Annotated in this window: 16 protein-coding genes; 11 read left to right on the top strand and 5 right to left on the bottom strand. The window is 58.9% G+C overall.

Annotated elements, in window-relative coordinates; genetic code table 11:
- Window positions 1-223 precede the first annotated feature (223 nt).
- Window positions 224-529 (bottom strand): pyrophosphatase, encoded by a 306-nt coding sequence (locus tag AAE029_RS18865; protein ID WP_371074398.1) that lies wholly within the window; start codon window positions 527-529, stop codon window positions 224-226.
- A gap of 92 nt (window positions 530-621) precedes the next feature.
- Window positions 622-1917 (bottom strand): serine hydrolase, encoded by a 1296-nt coding sequence (locus AAE029_RS18860; protein ID WP_371074397.1) that lies wholly within the window; start codon window positions 1915-1917, stop codon window positions 622-624.
- A 242-nt stretch (window positions 1918-2159) separates the two neighbouring features.
- Between AAE029_RS18860 and AAE029_RS18855 the strand changes: the two genes are divergently transcribed.
- On the top strand, window positions 2160-3212 hold the full coding sequence (locus AAE029_RS18855; RefSeq protein ID WP_371074396.1) for a polysaccharide deacetylase family protein: 1053 nt from the start codon (window positions 2160-2162) through the stop codon (window positions 3210-3212).
- 47 nt (window positions 3213-3259) lie between these two features.
- Here the strand turns inward: AAE029_RS18855 and pdxH are convergent, their stop codons facing one another.
- Window positions 3260-3880, bottom strand: a complete 621-nt coding sequence (gene pdxH / locus AAE029_RS18850; protein WP_371074395.1) for a pyridoxamine 5'-phosphate oxidase — start codon at window positions 3878-3880, stop codon at window positions 3260-3262.
- A 66-nt stretch (window positions 3881-3946) separates the two neighbouring features.
- On the opposite strand from pdxH, the gene AAE029_RS18845 reads away from it, so the two are divergent.
- From AAE029_RS18845 to AAE029_RS18830, 4 genes are all read left to right on the top strand, one after another.
- Complete coding sequence (locus AAE029_RS18845) at window positions 3947-4402, top strand: RT0821/Lpp0805 family surface protein (RefSeq protein ID WP_371074394.1); 456 nt, start codon at window positions 3947-3949, stop codon at window positions 4400-4402.
- 379 nt (window positions 4403-4781) lie between these two features.
- Window positions 4782-5924 (top strand): DnaJ C-terminal domain-containing protein, encoded by a 1143-nt coding sequence (locus tag AAE029_RS18840; RefSeq protein ID WP_371074393.1) that lies wholly within the window; start codon window positions 4782-4784, stop codon window positions 5922-5924.
- 122 nt (window positions 5925-6046) lie between these two features.
- On the top strand, window positions 6047-6865 hold the full coding sequence (gene fabI, locus AAE029_RS18835) for an enoyl-ACP reductase FabI (RefSeq protein WP_371074392.1): 819 nt from the start codon (window positions 6047-6049) through the stop codon (window positions 6863-6865).
- Between the two features lie 24 nt (window positions 6866-6889).
- Complete coding sequence (locus AAE029_RS18830; protein ID WP_371074391.1) at window positions 6890-7483, top strand: histidine phosphatase family protein; 594 nt, start codon at window positions 6890-6892, stop codon at window positions 7481-7483.
- Between the two features lie 114 nt (window positions 7484-7597).
- Here AAE029_RS18830 and AAE029_RS18825 read toward each other — a convergent pair whose 3' ends face one another.
- Complete coding sequence (locus tag AAE029_RS18825) at window positions 7598-7858, bottom strand: DUF1344 domain-containing protein (protein WP_371074390.1); 261 nt, start codon at window positions 7856-7858, stop codon at window positions 7598-7600.
- 307 nt (window positions 7859-8165) lie between these two features.
- On the opposite strand from AAE029_RS18825, the gene AAE029_RS18820 reads away from it, so the two are divergent.
- From AAE029_RS18820 to ribB, 3 genes are all read left to right on the top strand, one after another.
- Window positions 8166-11246, top strand: a complete 3081-nt coding sequence (locus AAE029_RS18820; RefSeq protein ID WP_371074465.1) for an EAL domain-containing protein — start codon at window positions 8166-8168, stop codon at window positions 11244-11246.
- Window positions 11247-11400: 154 nt separating this feature from the next.
- The gene (aroC, locus tag AAE029_RS18815) at window positions 11401-12498 is read left to right on the top strand and encodes a chorismate synthase (RefSeq protein ID WP_371074389.1); all 1098 of its coding nucleotides are present in this window, start codon (window positions 11401-11403) and stop codon (window positions 12496-12498) included.
- 10 nt (window positions 12499-12508) lie between these two features.
- Window positions 12509-13612, top strand: coding sequence for a 3,4-dihydroxy-2-butanone-4-phosphate synthase (ribB, locus tag AAE029_RS18810; RefSeq protein WP_371074388.1), 1104 nt, complete (start codon window positions 12509-12511; stop codon window positions 13610-13612).
- A gap of 136 nt (window positions 13613-13748) precedes the next feature.
- Here ribB and AAE029_RS18805 read toward each other — a convergent pair whose 3' ends face one another.
- Complete coding sequence (locus tag AAE029_RS18805; protein WP_371074387.1) at window positions 13749-14954, bottom strand: winged helix-turn-helix domain-containing protein; 1206 nt, start codon at window positions 14952-14954, stop codon at window positions 13749-13751.
- A gap of 222 nt (window positions 14955-15176) precedes the next feature.
- On the opposite strand from AAE029_RS18805, the gene AAE029_RS18800 reads away from it, so the two are divergent.
- The 3 genes from AAE029_RS18800 to AAE029_RS18790 are packed head-to-tail and all read left to right on the top strand — an operon-like array spanning window position 15177 to window position 17049.
- Window positions 15177-15854: an energy-coupling factor ABC transporter ATP-binding protein gene (locus AAE029_RS18800; RefSeq protein WP_371074386.1), complete on the top strand. Its 678-nt coding sequence runs from the start codon at window positions 15177-15179 to the stop codon at window positions 15852-15854.
- Entirely contained in the window at window positions 15854-16489 is a 636-nt protein-coding gene (locus AAE029_RS18795) for a CbiQ family ECF transporter T component (protein WP_371074464.1), read from the top strand. The genes AAE029_RS18800 and AAE029_RS18795 overlap by 1 nt, the downstream gene beginning before the upstream one ends.
- Window positions 16486-17049 (top strand): biotin transporter BioY, encoded by a 564-nt coding sequence (locus AAE029_RS18790; RefSeq protein WP_371074385.1) that lies wholly within the window; start codon window positions 16486-16488, stop codon window positions 17047-17049. Before AAE029_RS18795 ends, AAE029_RS18790 begins: the two co-directional genes overlap by 4 nt.
- The last annotated feature ends 63 nt before the right edge of the window (window positions 17050-17112 follow it).

Genomic DNA, 17112 nt, shown 5'->3' with positions numbered 1-17112 from the left:
GATGGAAGAGGAGCGGAACGTTCTAACCATTTGTTTTTTACGTAATTTGAACGGAAAACCGCTTCGCACTTTTGCAGGAATTGCTGTAGCGCTCACCTCGAATTCATTTTCGGAAAGGCACGCGCGGACCCGTGCTGGGCCGTACCTCTAACGTAAAGAGGGCACTCTAACTCTTTAATCTTGAATCATCTTTCTGCATTAGCGAATGTGCGGCAAACAGGATTCATACCCAATCCGGCCGGAATCGCCACTTTCGCTCGATCGCCGCCGCAAGGTCCAGATTGTTGTGGCGGGCAAAAAGCAGGACATGGCCGAGCATATCGGCTGTTTCATCCGCAAGTGCCTGCACCATCTCCTCGGCCGTCATGCCCTTTTTTCGCGCCCTGCCGCTGATCCTGTTCCAGACCTGGGTCAACTCGCCCAGTTCTTCCTGCATCTTCAGCACGAACCAGTCCGCGTCACGCTCGATGTCGTTTGCAGTGGCATAGGCTGCGGATGCCTGCTCGAACTGGCTCATCAGGATGCGCATGGCGTTGTTCCCTATCTGTTCGATGGGAACATAGGCGAGATTCGCGGCCGATGTCCAGCCGCGCCCCTATCAATTATCGCGAGTTGCCTGTCTTATCCCTGGTTCTGCAACAGCATGCAATCGTAGGAATGCTTCTTGAGTGCATCGCAGGCGGTAATGGCGTCGTCCCTGCTTTCGAAGCCGATGAAGCGGGCGCGATAGAGCGTCGAATCGCCCCGACCAACAGCTTCCGTATAGGGCGAAGCATTGAGCAGTGGTCCGCCCGCATCGGACTGCGCCTGGTTGAGCAGAGCCATCGCTGCTTCCGCGCTTGAGGCGGCGGAAATCTGTACCTGCCATTTTCCTTGGCTGCCGGGCTTGCCGGCATTCTGGATTTCGTCCATCGCCGCCGGCCGCTCAAGCGGCACGACCGCTCCCGTCGATCCGGTTATCACCGTCGCAACGGCATCGGCCGCAGGCGTCGAAGCCGGGCTTTCCGCATAGGCGGCGCGCGGAGCGAGGCTCGGAACCGGTACGTCTGTTGCCGCAGCCGCGGAAGCTGTTTCGACCGCCCTTCGTGCATTGATAGTCGCGACGAGGTCACCGCCTCCGGAGGAGGATGCCTGCTTGAGATAGCGATCGAGGAGTGCGGCCATCCTGTTGTCGCGGCTGCGCGCCGTCTTGCCTCCCAACACGACGCCGATGACGCGACGGTTGCCCTGACGGACGGCGCTCACGATGTTGAAACCCGAGGCGTTGGTGTAGCCGGTCTTGATGCCGTCCATGCCCTTGTAACGGTACATCAGATTGTTGTGGCCGCGGATCGTGCGACCGCGGAACTTGAAGCTTGCCGTGTCAAACAACTGATATTCCTTGGGGAAATCATTCATCAGTGCGACCGCCAGGGTCGACATGTCGCGAGCGGTCGTCACTTGGCGGCTGTTCGGAAGGCCGGAGGCATTGGCGAAAACAGTGCGGCTCATGCCGAGCTGGCGTGCCTTTGCCGTCATCATCCGCGCGAATTCAGCTTCCGATCCGCCAAGTTTCTCACCCATGGCCGCAGCGGCGTCGTTTGCAGATTTGACGATCATGCCGAGCACGGCCTCGCGCACGGTGATCGACGAGCCGGGCTTGACCGAGAGCTTTGTCGGCGGCTTTGAAGAGGCGCTTTTCGAAAAGCGGACCTTGCTGTCCCAATCAAGATTGCCGCGATGCAGCGCCTCGAACGTCAGGTAGAGCGTCATCATTTTCGTCAGCGACGCTGGATGGTTCAACGTGTCCGCATTCTCTGACGAGAGCACCTTGCCTGTTTTCGCATCCATAATGAGATAGGCGCTACCGGCATTGGCGGCGATGGGGACACAGAGAAATGCGACGACCATCAGGAATGCGGGCAATAGTCTGGTCATATAAATCCCCATGCTGAAACAGGCGATGAAACTGCGCGCGGGACCGGATGTCCCGTTTTGTGACGAAAGCCTTCCGTTTGTTGCGACTTTAGGGCAACGGCGCTGACTTATTTCCAATTTTGTCCGCAAGGGTAAACAGAAGGTTAAAAGAAGTAGCGGGTTCTGACGTTCAGTAAGGTTTAACGGGCGATCCGATAACTTCGGCCATGGCATCAACAGACGAAGCATCCATGAGGCAAAGCATGACAGCGCTGTGGCGAACCCGCGGCAAGCGCGCTGCCATTTCCAGCGGGCTGGCGGCCATCTCCTTCCTCGCTTCGGCGGGCATCATGCGGGACGCATGCGGCTGTGGCGCCATCTTTACCCTTCATCACGTACGGCCAAAAACGCCGCGGATCTTTGCGCCAAACGCCCATCTCGAAATCACGCCGGAATATCTCGATCTCGCGATCCGGCAGTTGAAGAAGATCGGCTACGACTTCATTCCGCTCGACGCGGTCCCGGAACGCCTGCGCGGAAGGAACCGTCCTCTCTTTGCCGCTTTCACCCTCGATGACGGCAATCGCAACAATGCCGAACACGCCCTGCCCGTCTTCGAGAGTCATGGCGTTCCCTTTACCGTTTTCGTCACCCGCGGTTTCACGGAGCGCACGCACTCCATGTGGTGGGAGACGCTCGCGGAGCTGCTGAACAGGCTCGATGCCTTCAGTTTCGACTTCGGCAGCGGCCCCGAAAGGCTGGACCTCGGGAGCCCAGCACAGAAGCATGCCGCCTTCGACCGTTTTGCCGCCTATATCCTCACAGCCGGCGAGGCGCAGCACGTGGCCGCCGTCGATGCGGCAGCACGGCAGCAGGCGATCGACCCGCTCTTCATCACGGAGCAACTGACCATGACCGCCGATGAGTTGAGAAGACTTGCCGCACATCCGTTGGCCTCTCTTGGCGCGCACACGCTCAGCCACCGGGCGCTGGCGCTCATCGGCGAAAATGAAGCCGCCGAGGAAATGGCAGCTTCCGCCGCCTTTGTCGAAACCATCACCGGGAAGCGTCCGCGCACCATCGCCTATCCCTATGGCACGGTCAGTACCGTCTCGAAACGCGAGGCGCGCCTTGCCAAGGAGCTGGGCTTTGCGATCGGCGTTACCACGCAGCCCGGGATCCTGACTGCCGACCACATAGCGGAGGCGACCTACCTGCCCCGAATTTCATTGAACGGCCTCTATCAGAATCGGCACAGCGTAACGGCGCTCGCCTCCGGCATTCCATTCCGTCTGATGAGGAAGACGCCCGCATAAGCCTTTCCGAAAAGTCATTTCCGATTTTCGAGGTTATGCCGGCGAGCTCAGGGATACAACCGCACTTTCTCCCAGTCGCCTTCCGGCGTGGTGCGGCGGAATTCAACGCGGTCGTGCAAACGGAATTGCTGGTCCTTCCAGAACTCGATCGAGAGGGGACGGATACGGAAGCCGGACCAGTACTGCGGACGCGGAATTTCGCCGATGGCATAACGGGCCGTATATTCGGCCACCGATTTTTCGAGGGCGAAGCGGCTCTCCAGGGGACGCGACTGTTTCGATGCCCAGGCGCCGATGCGGCTGCCGCGTGCCCGCGATTTGAAGTATTCGTCGGCCTCCTGATCCGATACCATTTCTACCGGTCCACGCAGCCGCACCTGCCGGCGCAGCGTTTTCCAGTGGAAGCACATCGCCGCTTTTTTCTGACCGAGGATCTCTTTTCCTTTTTGACTTTCGAAGTTCGTGTAGAATACAAAGCCGTTGTAATCGAAGCCCTTCAGGAGAACCATGCGCACATTCGGCAAACCGTTCTCATCGACAGTGGCGAGCGCAACGGCATTGGGGTCATTCACTTCGGAACTTTCCGCCTCCTTCAGCCACTCCGCAAATAGTGCGAATGGCTCGTTTCGGGCGGTGAAGTCACTGCTTGTTAACTCATGTTCCGACATATTATCTCAAATGCCCCGGTTTTTTCGATGATTGCCCAGCTGTTTTGCGACTGGACAGGACACACGGTGGAAGACATAGCAAAGTCAGAAGTCCAGACAAAGAGCGTACCTGCGAAGGGCGGCGTGATTCTCGCGGTCAGCGTGATCCTGCTGTCGTTGTCCAGTTGCGTCGGCGGTGGGATGGATTTCCTGGGCTCAGCGAAAGTGGATCGCTCCGTTGCGACCGGAACTGTGCCCCAACAACCAAGCACGGACACGCTTTCGGATGAAATGACGATCCGCAATGCCGTAACGTCCGCCGATCTCGGCCGCCTCGAAGGCCAGTCCCTCCCCTGGGCCAATGCCTCAACGGGCAGCGCCGGCGTAATCGACACCATCGTCGAGAACAACGAAGGCGGCCATATCTGCCGCCAGTTCCGCACGACACGTCATTCCTATGTCGGTATCGCTACGTTCTTTGGAAAGACCTGCCTTGTCGACAATAGCAATTGGCAGCTTCTCAGCTTCCAGCCTGAGGGCTGAATTTATCAGCTTCATCCCTCGTGCCAGCGTTGAAGCAATGTCACGGCGGCTTTCGGCGCCGTGCGTCTTATAAGACGTACGAAGGTCGCTGTAACATTTTGAGTTGCTCTATGATTTAATCCTTAAATCGGTTCCGATCTAAGGACCCATGCAGTAGCAAATGACTAACCATGCCCGGCTAAAGGCGCCGCCTTAGCCGCATTTTAGCCCAATCCGGCCCTCTCCCGTAAGAAGTGATTAGCAAGTTCCGCGCAGGATCAGCCCACATGCGCACGTCCTTCGTTTCGATGAAGCGAAGGCGCGCCCGAGGTTTTGTGGAGAGTAACGGAGGTGCGGGTAGCGGACAGGCATACCGCATCTCAAATCGGCGGTTTGTATCATGCGCGATCCTTATAAGGTGCTTGGCGTAAAACAGGATGCAGGGGCGGATGAGATCAAGGCTGCTTGGCGCAGTATGGCCAAGGCTGTGCATCCCGACCACAATCAGAGTGACCCGACGGCGACCGAGCGTTTTGCTGAAGTCGGACGCGCTTACGAGACCTTGAAGGATCCGGCCAAACGCAGCCGCTATGATCAGCTTCTGCGGATGGCCGAGGCCAAACAGCAGGGGCAGACCATCCTGCAACAGCGGCAGGCAGCCCGGGAAGCGGCGGAGCGGGCGAAGGCAGCGCGCGCCAACGCCGAGCGAATCATGGAAGAACTGGCGCGCGCCAACGCTCAGAAGGCGAGAGCTGCGACCGGTTCGCAGCAATCGGAATCGCATCAGCAGAGCACCGAATCTGCCGAAGAGGTGATCGAGCGCATTTTCGGCGCGCAAGCACGCGCTGCCCATGCCGAGGCATCCGCCGGCGCCGACAAGCATGATGACCAGCATTCGCAGAAAAGCGAGGCAGCGATCGAGCGGGCCGAGGCCGCACAAGACTCCGATAACGAAGGAGGCTACACACCGCGCCTTCCGCTTGGCATTCTCACCTCACTGGTTCGCCGCATCACCGGCGCACGCCCCGCGCAGGAAAGGGCACCTGACACACTGGCCGAAGCTACGATCAGCATCGATGACATCCTGAAGGAACACTCGATTGCCGTGCCGCTGCCGGAAGGCCGTGACGTCCGATTCACCGCAGCGGCCGGAATGACGGAAGGGCATGTGGTAAGGCTGAAGGGCCAGGGACTCAAGCTGCAGGGCATGCAGCGGGGCGACGTTGTCATCACGGTTCACATCGCGCCACACGAACGCTTCACGGTGAAGGGCTTCGATATCCACACAATTCTGCCGGTGACGATCGAAAACGCCGTCCTCGGCTGGGAGACTTCCGTCGAGGGGCCTGCCGGGGCCGTTCGCGTGACCGTTCCCGCCTGGTCCGGTTCCGATCACGCAATCCGCATTCCTCGACAGGGATTGCCTGATGGTAATGGCGATAAAGGAGATCTCGTGGTCGAATTGCGCCTGATGCTGTGGGAAAAGCCCGATGTCAAAGTCACGGATCTGATGCGCAGCATGCGCGAAGGGCTGTTTTTGTGAAATTTCCGTGACAAGCGCACCCTTTGTTACGCTCCCTAACAGTTGATGATCTCAGCCATGCTTGAACCGATTAACGGGCTATGCCATAGGCAGAATCGATCGAATATCCAAGGGAGCAAGAAATGGCTCAAGCAGCAGGCCTCATGGCAGGCAAGCGCGGCGTGATCCTCGGCGTAGCAAACAACCGTTCCATAGCATGGGGCATCGCCAAGGCCTGTTCGGAAGCCGGTGCCGAAATCGCACTGACCTGGCAGGGCGACGCGCTGAAAAAGCGTGTGGAACCGCTTGCTGCCGAGCTCGGTGCCTTCATGGCGGGCCATTGCGACGTGACCGAACCCGGCACGATCGACGCCGTGATGGATGCGCTTGAGCGGAAATGGGGCAGGATCGACTTCGTCGTGCACGCCATCGCCTTCTCCGACAAGGACGAACTCACCGGCCGCTACATCGAGACTAGCCGCGAGAATTTCGGCCGGACCATGGATATCTCGGTCTATTCCTTCACTGCCATCGCCCAGCGCGCCGAGCGTATCATGAACGATGGCGGCTCGATGATTACGCTGACCTATTACGGTGCGGAAAAGGTCATGCCGCATTATAACGTCATGGGTGTTGCCAAGGCGGCGCTTGAGGCGAGCGTGCGCTATCTCGCCGTCGATCTCGGCAGCCGGGGTATTCGCGTCAACGCGATTTCCGCCGGTCCGATCAAGACGCTTGCTGCGTCCGGCATCGGCGATTTCCGTTATATTCTGAAATGGAACGAGTATAATGCGCCGCTGAAGCGCACCGTGACGATCGATGAGGTCGGCAACTCGGCCCTTTACCTGCTTTCCGATCTCTCCACTGCCGTCACCGGCGAAGTCCATCATGTCGACTCAGGCTATCACACCGTTGGCATGAAGGCTGTGGACGCGCCCGATATTTCCGTCCTCAAGGACTGATTCATCATTCATCGGAGCTGATCCGTGCTGATTTATGTAATCCGTCACGGACAGACCGACTGGAATGCGGAGCGCCGCCTTCAGGGACAGAAGGATATCGATCTCAATGCCACCGGTCGCCTGCAGGCCAGCCAGAACGGCGAGCTTCTGGCCGAAATACTCGGGCCCGAAGCCGCTGCCTTCGATTTCGTGGCGAGTCCGCTTGCCCGCACGCGCGAAACGATGGAAATCATCCGCGAGGCCATGAACCTTCCCCTCAAGGAGTACCGGACGGACGAGCGGCTCGTCGAGGTGTCCTTTGGAGCGTGGGAGGGCTTCACGCTGAAGGAGCTGAAGACAGCCCAACTTGAGCGTGTGCTTGAGCGCAACATGGCGAAATGGGATTTCATTCCCCCGGGGGACGATGCGGAGAGCTATGAGATTCTATCCTGGCGGGTGGGATCCTGGTTGAGATCGGTCGACCGCCAAACGGTCTGCGTCACCCATGGCGGAGTCATCCGCTCACTTTTCCGACAGATTGCGAATATTTCAAAAGAAGAAGCGGCCGAGGCCGAAATCCCCCAGGACCGCATTTTGAGAATCGACATGAACTGGAAGGTTATCGGCTGGATCGAGTGATTAGCCCTGCGCGCCGTATTTCTTACAAGACGCGCAAAACTCGCTGTAGCACTTTGAATTGCTTGGCGGTTTTATCCTTAGTTCGATTCCGATCTAAGGAAGCATACAAAAGGATCATTGGACGATGTCCAAGTCGTTGATAACGCGCTTGCCGTCCACTTCCGTATAGAAAACGATCACTTTCACGCCCGCCTCCAGGCCGTCAAAATTGAATTCCTCAGGCGCCTGATAGGTCTTTCCGTCGTCCAGTGTAAGGCTGAGATTTTTCAGGTCGACTTTCTTGATCGTTGCCTCGACATCCGCGCTTTCCGCAAAGCCGCTGATCGGCGAAAGGAAACTTGCCGTGGCCAGTAGCGTGGCAACGAAGAAGCGCATCGAAGTTTTCCTTTTTTGCACTGATTTCAACAACTCGCTGAACACAGATAGCTCTCCGAATATGGCAAAATTCGCCCGCAAGAATGGCATTTATCGTCCAATTGATAAACAGAGTTTTAGCCAAAAAAGGCTTCCGTCAATTGTCTTTACACAATCGTAAGTTAACCGCTGATACCTACAGTCCGATAGACCACCTTGGGAGATCGGTTTGGTATTCTTGAGTGACAATGGCGAGCAATTGCGGCGAACGTTCAAGAATACCCGTTTGTTGCTGTTCTTCTCGATCCTGGTTGCCATCGCCGTTACGATGGTCGGCATCACGCTGGACCGGGCGAATACTGCCTCCCATCTTCGCGAATTGCGGATCCGCACTGAAAACGAGGCAAGCCTCATCCGCTCTCGCATGATGGCGCGGATCAACATGGACGTTACGGTCGTCCGCGATCTCGCCAATCTCATCGCCCTCAACCCCTCCATCCAGAGTGAGGAGATCGAGCGGCAGATCAATTGGCTGCTGATACAGAACCCGCATCTCCTCAGCATCTCGCTTGCACCCGATTTCATCGTGCAGGCCGTGTTTCCGGCACGTAGCAGTAATTCCCGGATCGGCAGGGATGTGCGTGAACCGCTTCTCACCCGCCAATTCGTCTCGCGCAACTCGAGCAATCAGGCGGCTCGCTTCTACGGCCCAGTGCCTTTCGGCGAGGGCAAGGGTGCATTCGCCATTCTCTATCCCGTTTTCGTCAAGGACGGCAATAAGCGCAGGCTCTGGGGCGCCATCGAAGCGACCGTCGACGAACGCATGTTCTACGAGGCGACTGGACTGAGACCGGCGCGCAACAGCGAAAACGAGGAAAAATATCCGCATCTTGACCATCTCTCGATCGCGTTGCGCGATATGAGCTCGCCGGCAGGCATCGCAATGATGCCCTTTCTCGGTGAGCATGATGTCTTCGACAATGAGCCTATCCGCCGCAAGATCAGCTTCGCCGGCGGCAGCTGGGAGTTGGCTGCGGTACCGAAATCGGGTTGGCAGTCCGCTCCGGACAATCAGGTGATGTTGCGTCTGATCATCATCTCGGCGGGTTGCGTCATCGTCATAGCGGTTTTTTCTTCCGTGCTGCTGCTCGGCGAGCGCAATCGCAATGTTTCCGAACTGGAAGCGCGCGAAGCCAAGCTTCTGGAACTCTCGCAGCGGCTCAACCTGGCGCTGGAATCCTCCAATATCGGCATTTGGGAGCTGCACGACGACAGCGGCACCTTCTTTTGGGATACGCGCACCGCCGCACTGCATGGAAAGGCGACAGGGGACGGCTCCTATCCGCTGGACGAATGGTTTGCCGTCATCCATCCGGAAGATCGGGTCATCGCCGAGCTGCATTTCTTCAGTTTCAACTGCGTCGGCGCTGCTTGCAGCGCCCAATACCGGGTCGTCTTGCCGGACGGGCGCATCCACCACCTGCGTTCCGTCGGCGCCTTCTATGCCGACCCGAACGGCGACAGCAAGACGATCGGCATCGTCTGGGACGTCAGCAGCGATGCCGAGATGGCGAACACGCTTCGCCAGGCCAAAGAGACGAGCGATATCAAGAACGCCGAGCTGGAACTGGCGCTCGATGAACTCTCAAGCCGCGAACATCAGCTCGAAGAGCTATCGCGCAAGCTCGATCTGGCACTCGATTCCTATCAGTGCGGCATCTGGGAGGCCGATCTCGGCAAGCCGGGTGCGATATGGGATGAGCGGATGTACCAGCTATACGGCCTCCCATACAGCGACCGGCGCATCACTGAGGAAGAGTGGCTGAACCAGATTCATTTGGACGACAGGCACAATGCAATCGCCTCACTTGATGGCTACCAGAAGCCGGGAGACACGCAGAGCTTTGTCTGCCGCATTCTCACTCCCGATGGCACAAAGCGCTACGTTCGCTCCGTCGGAAAGGTGCATGAGACGAAGGATGGCGGACAAAAGATCGTCGGCATCGCCTTCGACGTTACCGACGATGCGCTTCTGACCGAGCAACTCAAGGCGGCAAAGGATGAAGCGGTCGCCAAGAACATCGAGTTGAAGCTCGCCAAGGACCGGATCGAACACAACGCGCTTCACGATCCGCTGACGGCGCTCGCCAATCGGCGCAAACTCGATATGGCACTCGAAAATCTGACGATCGACGGGCATTCGCAGCGCCAGCGCTACGCCATTCTTCACATGGATCTCGACCGGTTCAAGGAAATCAATGACACGCTCGGCCACGCCGCCGGCGATGCCATGTTGATCCACGCATCGAAGATCCTGGCGAAGAACGTCCGAGGCAGCGATATCGTCGCGCGGATCGGCGGCGATGAATTCGTCATCGTTGCGATGGATGCCAGCGAGCCGAAAGCGATGGCCGCGCTTGCCACCCGCATCATCGAAGAGATGCGCCAACCGATCGACTTCCAGGGTTTCTCCTGTCGTTGCGGAGTCTCGATCGGCATCGCACTTGCCAGCGGCATCCATGTCGACGCCCGCAAGGTGCTGATCAATGCCGACATCGCTCTTTATCGTGCCAAGAGCATGGGCCGCAACCGTTTCGAATTCTTCAACCAGAATCTCCAGGCTGAGATCGTCAACAGCAAACGGACGGCGGACGAGATACTTGCGGGCTTGGAAAACGGCGAGTTCACCGCCTGGTATCAGCCGCAGTTCGACGCCCGGACCATGCAGCTCACCGGCGTTGAAGCGCTGGTCCGCTGGAACCATCCCATCAAGGGCGTGCTGACGCCGGACAAGTTCCTGCGCATCGCCGACGAGCTGAACGTCGTCCAAACGCTTGACCGGATCGTGCTGGAAACGGCGCTGAAGGACAAGATGCTCTGGGCCGCACGCGGCATTTCGGTGCCCAAGGTGTCAGTCAACGTCTCTTCGCGCAGGCTGCACGACGGAAGTCTGATCGAAACGCTGACCGGCCTTCACATCTCGCCCGGCGAACTCTCGTTCGAGCTGGTTGAATCCATCTTCCTCGATGAGAGCGAGGATGTCGTCTCGCAGAACCTCGAACGCATCAAGGCGCTCGGCATCGACATCGAGATCGATGATTTCGGTACCGGCCACACCTCGATCGTCAGCCTCCTGAAGCTCAAGCCGAAGCGGCTGAAGATCGATCGTCAACTGGTCAAGCCGATCCTCACCTCGCCGCAGGAGCGCGCGCTTGTCCGCTCGATCATCGAGATCGCGCGCTCGCTCGGCGTCGAGACTGTCGCCGAGGGCGTGGAAACGTTGGACCACGCCGCAATGCTGAGGGAACTGAGCTGCGATCTGCTACAGGGCTATGCCTTCGCGCGTCCGCTTTCCTTCGAGGACTTCACCACTGCGGCGCGCGGCATGGTCTGGCGCAAAGCATCCTGAGCCGACCGGGCGGCATTTTCCGATTGCCGGCATTTTTCGCGAAGAAACACTTTTCCCTCAGCGTTTTTTTGGCCTATGAGTGTGGCCCAATTGAAGAGTAGCATGGATGGTCTGCCGCTAGACCTAAGGGTCCATGCCGGATCGGTCGGAAGCCATGTCGCACAATACATTCGGTCATCTTTTCCGCGTCACCACATGGGGCGAAAGCCATGGCCCGGCACTCGGCTGTGTGGTCGACGGCTGCCCTCCCGGCATCCGCTTCACATTGGCTGACATCCAGGTGTGGCTCGACAAGCGCAAGCCCGGTCAATCGCGCTTCGTGACGCAACGCAAGGAGGATGATCTCGTGAAGGTTCTCTCCGGCGTGATGCCGGACGAGGACGGGGAGACGATGGTCACGACCGGCACGCCGATCTCCATGCTGATCGAGAATACTGATCAGCGCTCCAAGGATTACAGCGAAATCGCCCGCCGCTATCGGCCAGGTCATGCCGACTATACCTATGACGTCAAATATGGCATCCGCGACTATCGCGGCGGCGGACGCTCCTCGGCGCGTGAGACCGCCGCGCGCGTGGCCGCCGGTGCGCTTGCCCGCATGGTCGTGCCCGGCATGTCCGTGCGCGCAGCGCTGATCCAGATCGGCAAGCATAAGATCAACCGGGAGAACTGGGACTGGGACCAGGTCAACCAGAACCCATTCTTCGCCCCAGATGCGAAAATCGTGCCGGTTTGGGAGGAGTATCTCGATGGGATCCGCAAGAGCGGCTCCTCCATTGGCGCGGTCGTCGAGGTCGTCGCGGAAGGAGTGCCGGCTGGACTCGGCGCACCTATCTACAGCAAGCTTGATCAAGACATCGCTAGCTTGCTGATGTCGATCAATGCCGTCAAAGGCGTCGAGATCGGCAACGGCTTTGGTGCCGCCGAGACAAGCGGCGAGGAGAATGCCGACGAGATGCGGATGGGTAACGACGGCAAGCCACTGTTTCTCTCCAACAATGCCGGCGGCATCCTGGGTGGCATTTCAACCGGACAGCCGGTGATCGCGCGTTTTGCGATCAAGCCGACTTCCTCCATCCTCACCGAACGTCGTTCGATCGATGCCGATGGCAACAATATCGATGTCCGCACCAAAGGTCGCCACGACCCCTGTGTCGGCATCCGCGCGGTGCCGATCGGCGAGGCGATGGTTGCCTGTGCCATTGCCGACCACTACCTCAGGCATCGCGGCCAGACCGGCCGGCTGAAATAAGGATTCTCGCATGTCCTATGATCAGAAGCGCGTTGTTGATGCCATCCGGGCCTTCGAGGCCGGGGAAATCGTCGTCGTCATGGACGACAATGATCGTGAGAACGAAGGCGATCTCATCGTCGCTGCCGTTCACTGCACGCCCGAGAAGATGGCCTTCATCGTGCGCCACACCTCCGGCATCGTCTGCACGCCAATGCCGCGCGAAGAGGCGAAGCGCCTGAACCTGAATGCGATGGTGGCCGAAAACGACTCCGCCCACACGACTGCCTTCACCGTTTCCGTGGATTTCAAGCACGGCACGACGACCGGCATTTCTGCCGACGACCGCACGTTGACAGTGCGCAATCTCGCCAACCCGAACGTCGGTGCGACCGATTTCGTCCGTCCCGGCCACATCTTTCCGCTGGTTGCCCGCGAGGGCGGCGTGCTGATGCGCTCCGGACACACGGAGGCCGCCGTCGACCTGTGTAAGCTCGCCGGCCTGCCGCCGATTGGCGTCATCAGCGAGCTTGTCAACGACGACGGCACGGTGACACGAGGTCCGCAAGTCGTCGACTTCGCCGAGAAACATGGTCTCAAGCTCGTCTCGGTCGCCGATCTCATCGCCTATCGGCAGCGCAAGGAAACACTGATCGAACTCGGCGCGAGCTTCGATATCGAAACACCCTTCGGCAAGGCGCGCGCCCACACCTATTCGCTTCCCTGGGACCCGATGCAGCATCTCGCAGTCGTCTTCGGAGATGTTCGTGACGGCATCGATGTTCCCGTGCGCCTGCATCCGGAAAACGTCGCGGAAGATGTCTTCGGCAACCGCCGACCGGTCGATCACTACATGAAGAAGATCGCAGAGGAAGGCCGGGGCATCATCGTCTATCTGCGTGAAGGCTCAGTCGGCGTGGGGCATTATGATAATGGCCGCAAAGCGCGCCAACAGGGCCGTGAAGCCCATGCGGAAGCGCAGAACCGCGAAAACGAGTGGTTGGAAATCGGTCTCGGCGCGCAGATCCTGAAGGATCTGGGCATAAGCTCGATCAGGCTGCTGACCAGTCGCGAGCGGCACTATGTCGGTCTGGAAGGCTTCGGCATCAAGATCACGGCGACCGAAATCTGGTGAAGCTGCGCTGCGCATTCGTGTGCGCGCTCCCTACAGCGCCGTGCGTCTTTCAGACGCACAAAGGACGCTGTAGCACTTTGAATTGCTGTATGTTTTCCTTAAATCGGTTCCGATTTAAGGAAAACATACAGCAGGGCTATGATGCAGCCGTTTCGCCTCGCCAACCGTCAAGAAATTTTACCTGCTCCACCCCTGTGAACCGGGCGATGCGGTCCAGCTCCGCCTCCAGCTTCTCCGTCCGCCCGGTAGAGGCGCGAATACCCGGCTCCAGCCAGAGGCGCTTGACGTCGAGGTTACCTGCCTTGCGATCGGCTTTCATGTCTATGCGGCCAATCAGGCGATCACCTTCAATCAGCGGGAAGACGTAATAGCCATATTCTCGCTTCGGCTCCGGCACGAAGACTTCGATGCGGTAGAAGAAGCCGAAGAGGCGTTCCGTGCGGTTGCGGTCGCGCAGAACCGGATCAAACGGACTGAGGACACGGATACGCCCCGGCGGCTCGGCATAGTCGTCCAGCGTAGAGGGAAAATCTGCCAAGGCCCAGGAGGGGCGCGGCTTGCCGCCGAGCGCGGGTTCCACCAGCACTTCGCATAATTCGTCGCGATGGGCATCGACCCAGGTCTTGGCCTCCTGCGGCGTCAGAAGATCCCAAAAGGCCGCGATCTCGCCGTGAGTGGCGAACCCCAGCCGCTGCAGCGCGCTGCGACAGGCCCAGTCGACAAAGGTCTCGTGGTCGACTTCCGGCCTATGAAAATGATCCGGCAGGACGCGCTCCACCAGATCGTAGACTTTCTGGAAATTCGAGCGGGAGGCGATGGCGAATTTACCGGTGCGCCAGAAATATTCGAGCGCCGTCTTGTTGGGATGCCAATTCCACCAGCCGCCGGAGACATGGTGCTCGGCCTTGACTTCGCGCGCCATGATGGCGCCGTCGCGCAGCACTCGTTCGTATGTTTCATCGAAGGCATCCTCGAAACCGTCCCCTCGCCATTTGCGCCAGCGCTCGATAATTGCCTTCTCCTCGCGGCGGAACTTGTGCTTCCAGTAGACGAAGAAGGCGCTCGGCAGGATGGAAGCGTCATGCGTCCAGTTCTCGAACAACGAGCCGTCCTTCTCCAGAAGTTCGGTCAGGTGCTCGCGGCGATAGGTTTGGTTGCGAGAAAAGAGGATCTGGTGATGGGCGCGCTCGACGGTCGAGATGCTGTCAATCTGGACAAATCCGATATCATGGATGAGTTGCAGCAACCCCGCCTTGGTCAAGGCGCGGTTTGGCGGATTGGCGAGCCCCTGCTTGGCGAGGAAGATCCGGCGGGCGTCGGCATTGCGGAGGAGATTCGTCATGGATTGATGATAGGCTTTTATTCCCAGTTTTCAAACCATGCCTTCTCTTTCCATCGCGAAGCACCCGGTCTATAGAGCGCCTGAAACCTGTCGCGGGAAAAGAGCTTCACGCGACAGGTTTCAGGCTGTTGTTTTCATGCATGTCGTTGTCGCAAACCGCTGCGCATTTTTGCGCGACCTGCATCATCGGCCTGTATTATCGGATTGAACCGGGAGCCTGATTTGGAGATCCGCTTCGAAGAGGCTGGGGTGACTTTCGGCGCTTATACTGCGCTTCATTCCCTCAGCCTGACGCTTACCGAAAGACGCATCGGCATCATCGGCCTAAACGGATCCGGAAAGACGACATTTGCGCGGCTGATCAATGGCCTTGCCAAGCCCGCAACCGGACGCGTCATCGTCAACGGACGCGACACGGCGGCAGATCAGAAGGCAGTGCTGAGCGATGTCGGTTTCATCTTCCAGTCGCCGCAGAACCAGATCATCCTGCCTATCGTGCGCGATGACATCGCATTCGGCCTCAAGAGCCGCGGGCTCGGGCGCGCGGAAACCGAAAAAGCTGTTGCCGCCATCCTTGCCCGCTTTGATGCCGCTCATCTCGCGGACCGGCGAGCGCACGAGCTTTCGGGCGGGGAATTGCAGATGGCAGCGCTCTGCTCCGTGCTCGTGACGGAGCCGCAGATCCTCATCCTCGACGAACCGACGAACCAGCTCGACCTCAAAAACCGGATCCGCGTGAAACAGATCATCGCCGGCCTGCATGAGCACGTCATCGTCATCACACATGATCTGGATTTCATTGGCGACTTCGAGCGCGTGCTGCTGTTCCATGAAGGGCGGCTGATGGCGGATGCTTCGCCGGAGGAAGCGATCGTCCGCTACCGGGAGATCGCACGTTGATCCGGACGCTCTACATTGAGGCGGATAGTTGGCTGCATCGGTTGTCGCCGCGTCTGAAACTATTGGCGCTCATGGCGCTCGGCGCGGCACTGTTTTTCACGGATCGTATCAGCTTGCTCTTGCTCGTGGCAATCTCCGGGGCGACGATCTATTTCCGCCTCGGGCTTCCGGTCGGCGAAGCTCTCACACGGCTGCGGCCGGTCTTTCTTACCATCGTCGTCGTTGCGGTCTTCAGTCTCGTCGTCACCCCATTTCACGACGCACTCACAGCGCTCCTGCGCCTGACCGCATTGATGCTGTTTGCCGCTGCAGTGACGGCAACGACAACGATCGCTCAGTTCGTCGATGAAATAAGCACACTTGCCCGTCCGCTGGAAAAGGCAGGGGTGGCGAAGGCCGACGATATCGGGCTTGCCGTCGGTCTCGTGGTGCGGTTCGTTCCCGAAATTCTCAACCGATATGAGGCGATCCGCGAAGCGCACAGGGCACGCGGCATCAAGATCAGGCTTACGACCTCGCTGGTGCCGCTCATCATCCTCACACTCAGAGATGCGGACAACATCGCGGCCGCGATTGACGCGCGCGGCATTCGGCGGCATTTGAATAGAATGCCATCATCGGAGCCTACGCAATGAGCACGCGCGACCTCGTTCTTTCCGCCCTCTTCGCCGCCATCATCGTGGCGCTCGGCCTGCTGCCTCCGATCACGCTCGGATTCATACCTGTGCCGATCACGGCGCAGTCCCTCGGCGTCATGATGGCCGGCGTCGTTCTCGGCGCCCGGCGCGGTGCAATCGCAGTCTTGATCGTCCTGCTGCTGGTCGCGATCGGGCTGCCTGTCCTTTCCGGCGGTCGCGGCGGACTGGCGGCCTTCGCCGCGCCCACCACCGGCTTCCTGATCGGCTGGCTTTTTGCTGCTTTTACGACCGGCTTCGTCGCCGAGCGCCTGGTTCGCCCCGAGCAGACCGCTCTCGTCCAGACCGTAGGCTTCTTTCTCGCCGCTTTCATCGGCGGCGTCCTGGTTCTTTATGCCTTCGGTATCGTCTATCTCGCGATCGTGGCGAAGACAGGTTTTGCGACGGCCTTCATTGGATCGATGGCCTTCATCCCCGGTGACGTCATCAAGGCGGTCGTGGCGGCGATGGTCGGTCGGGCAGTCATGGTCGGGTATCCGCTCTTGCCCGTGCGCGCTTGAAGCTTACCGCATGTTTTCTTAAATCGGAGCCGATTTAAGGATAAAAACATGCAGCAATTCAAA

The organism is Sinorhizobium sp. CB7 (assembly GCF_041357635.1).
Classification (GTDB): Bacteria; Pseudomonadota; Alphaproteobacteria; order Rhizobiales; family Rhizobiaceae; genus Rhizobium.
The sequence above is the reverse complement of the archived record's forward strand: the minus strand, read 5'-3'. Positions and strand labels throughout refer to the sequence as shown.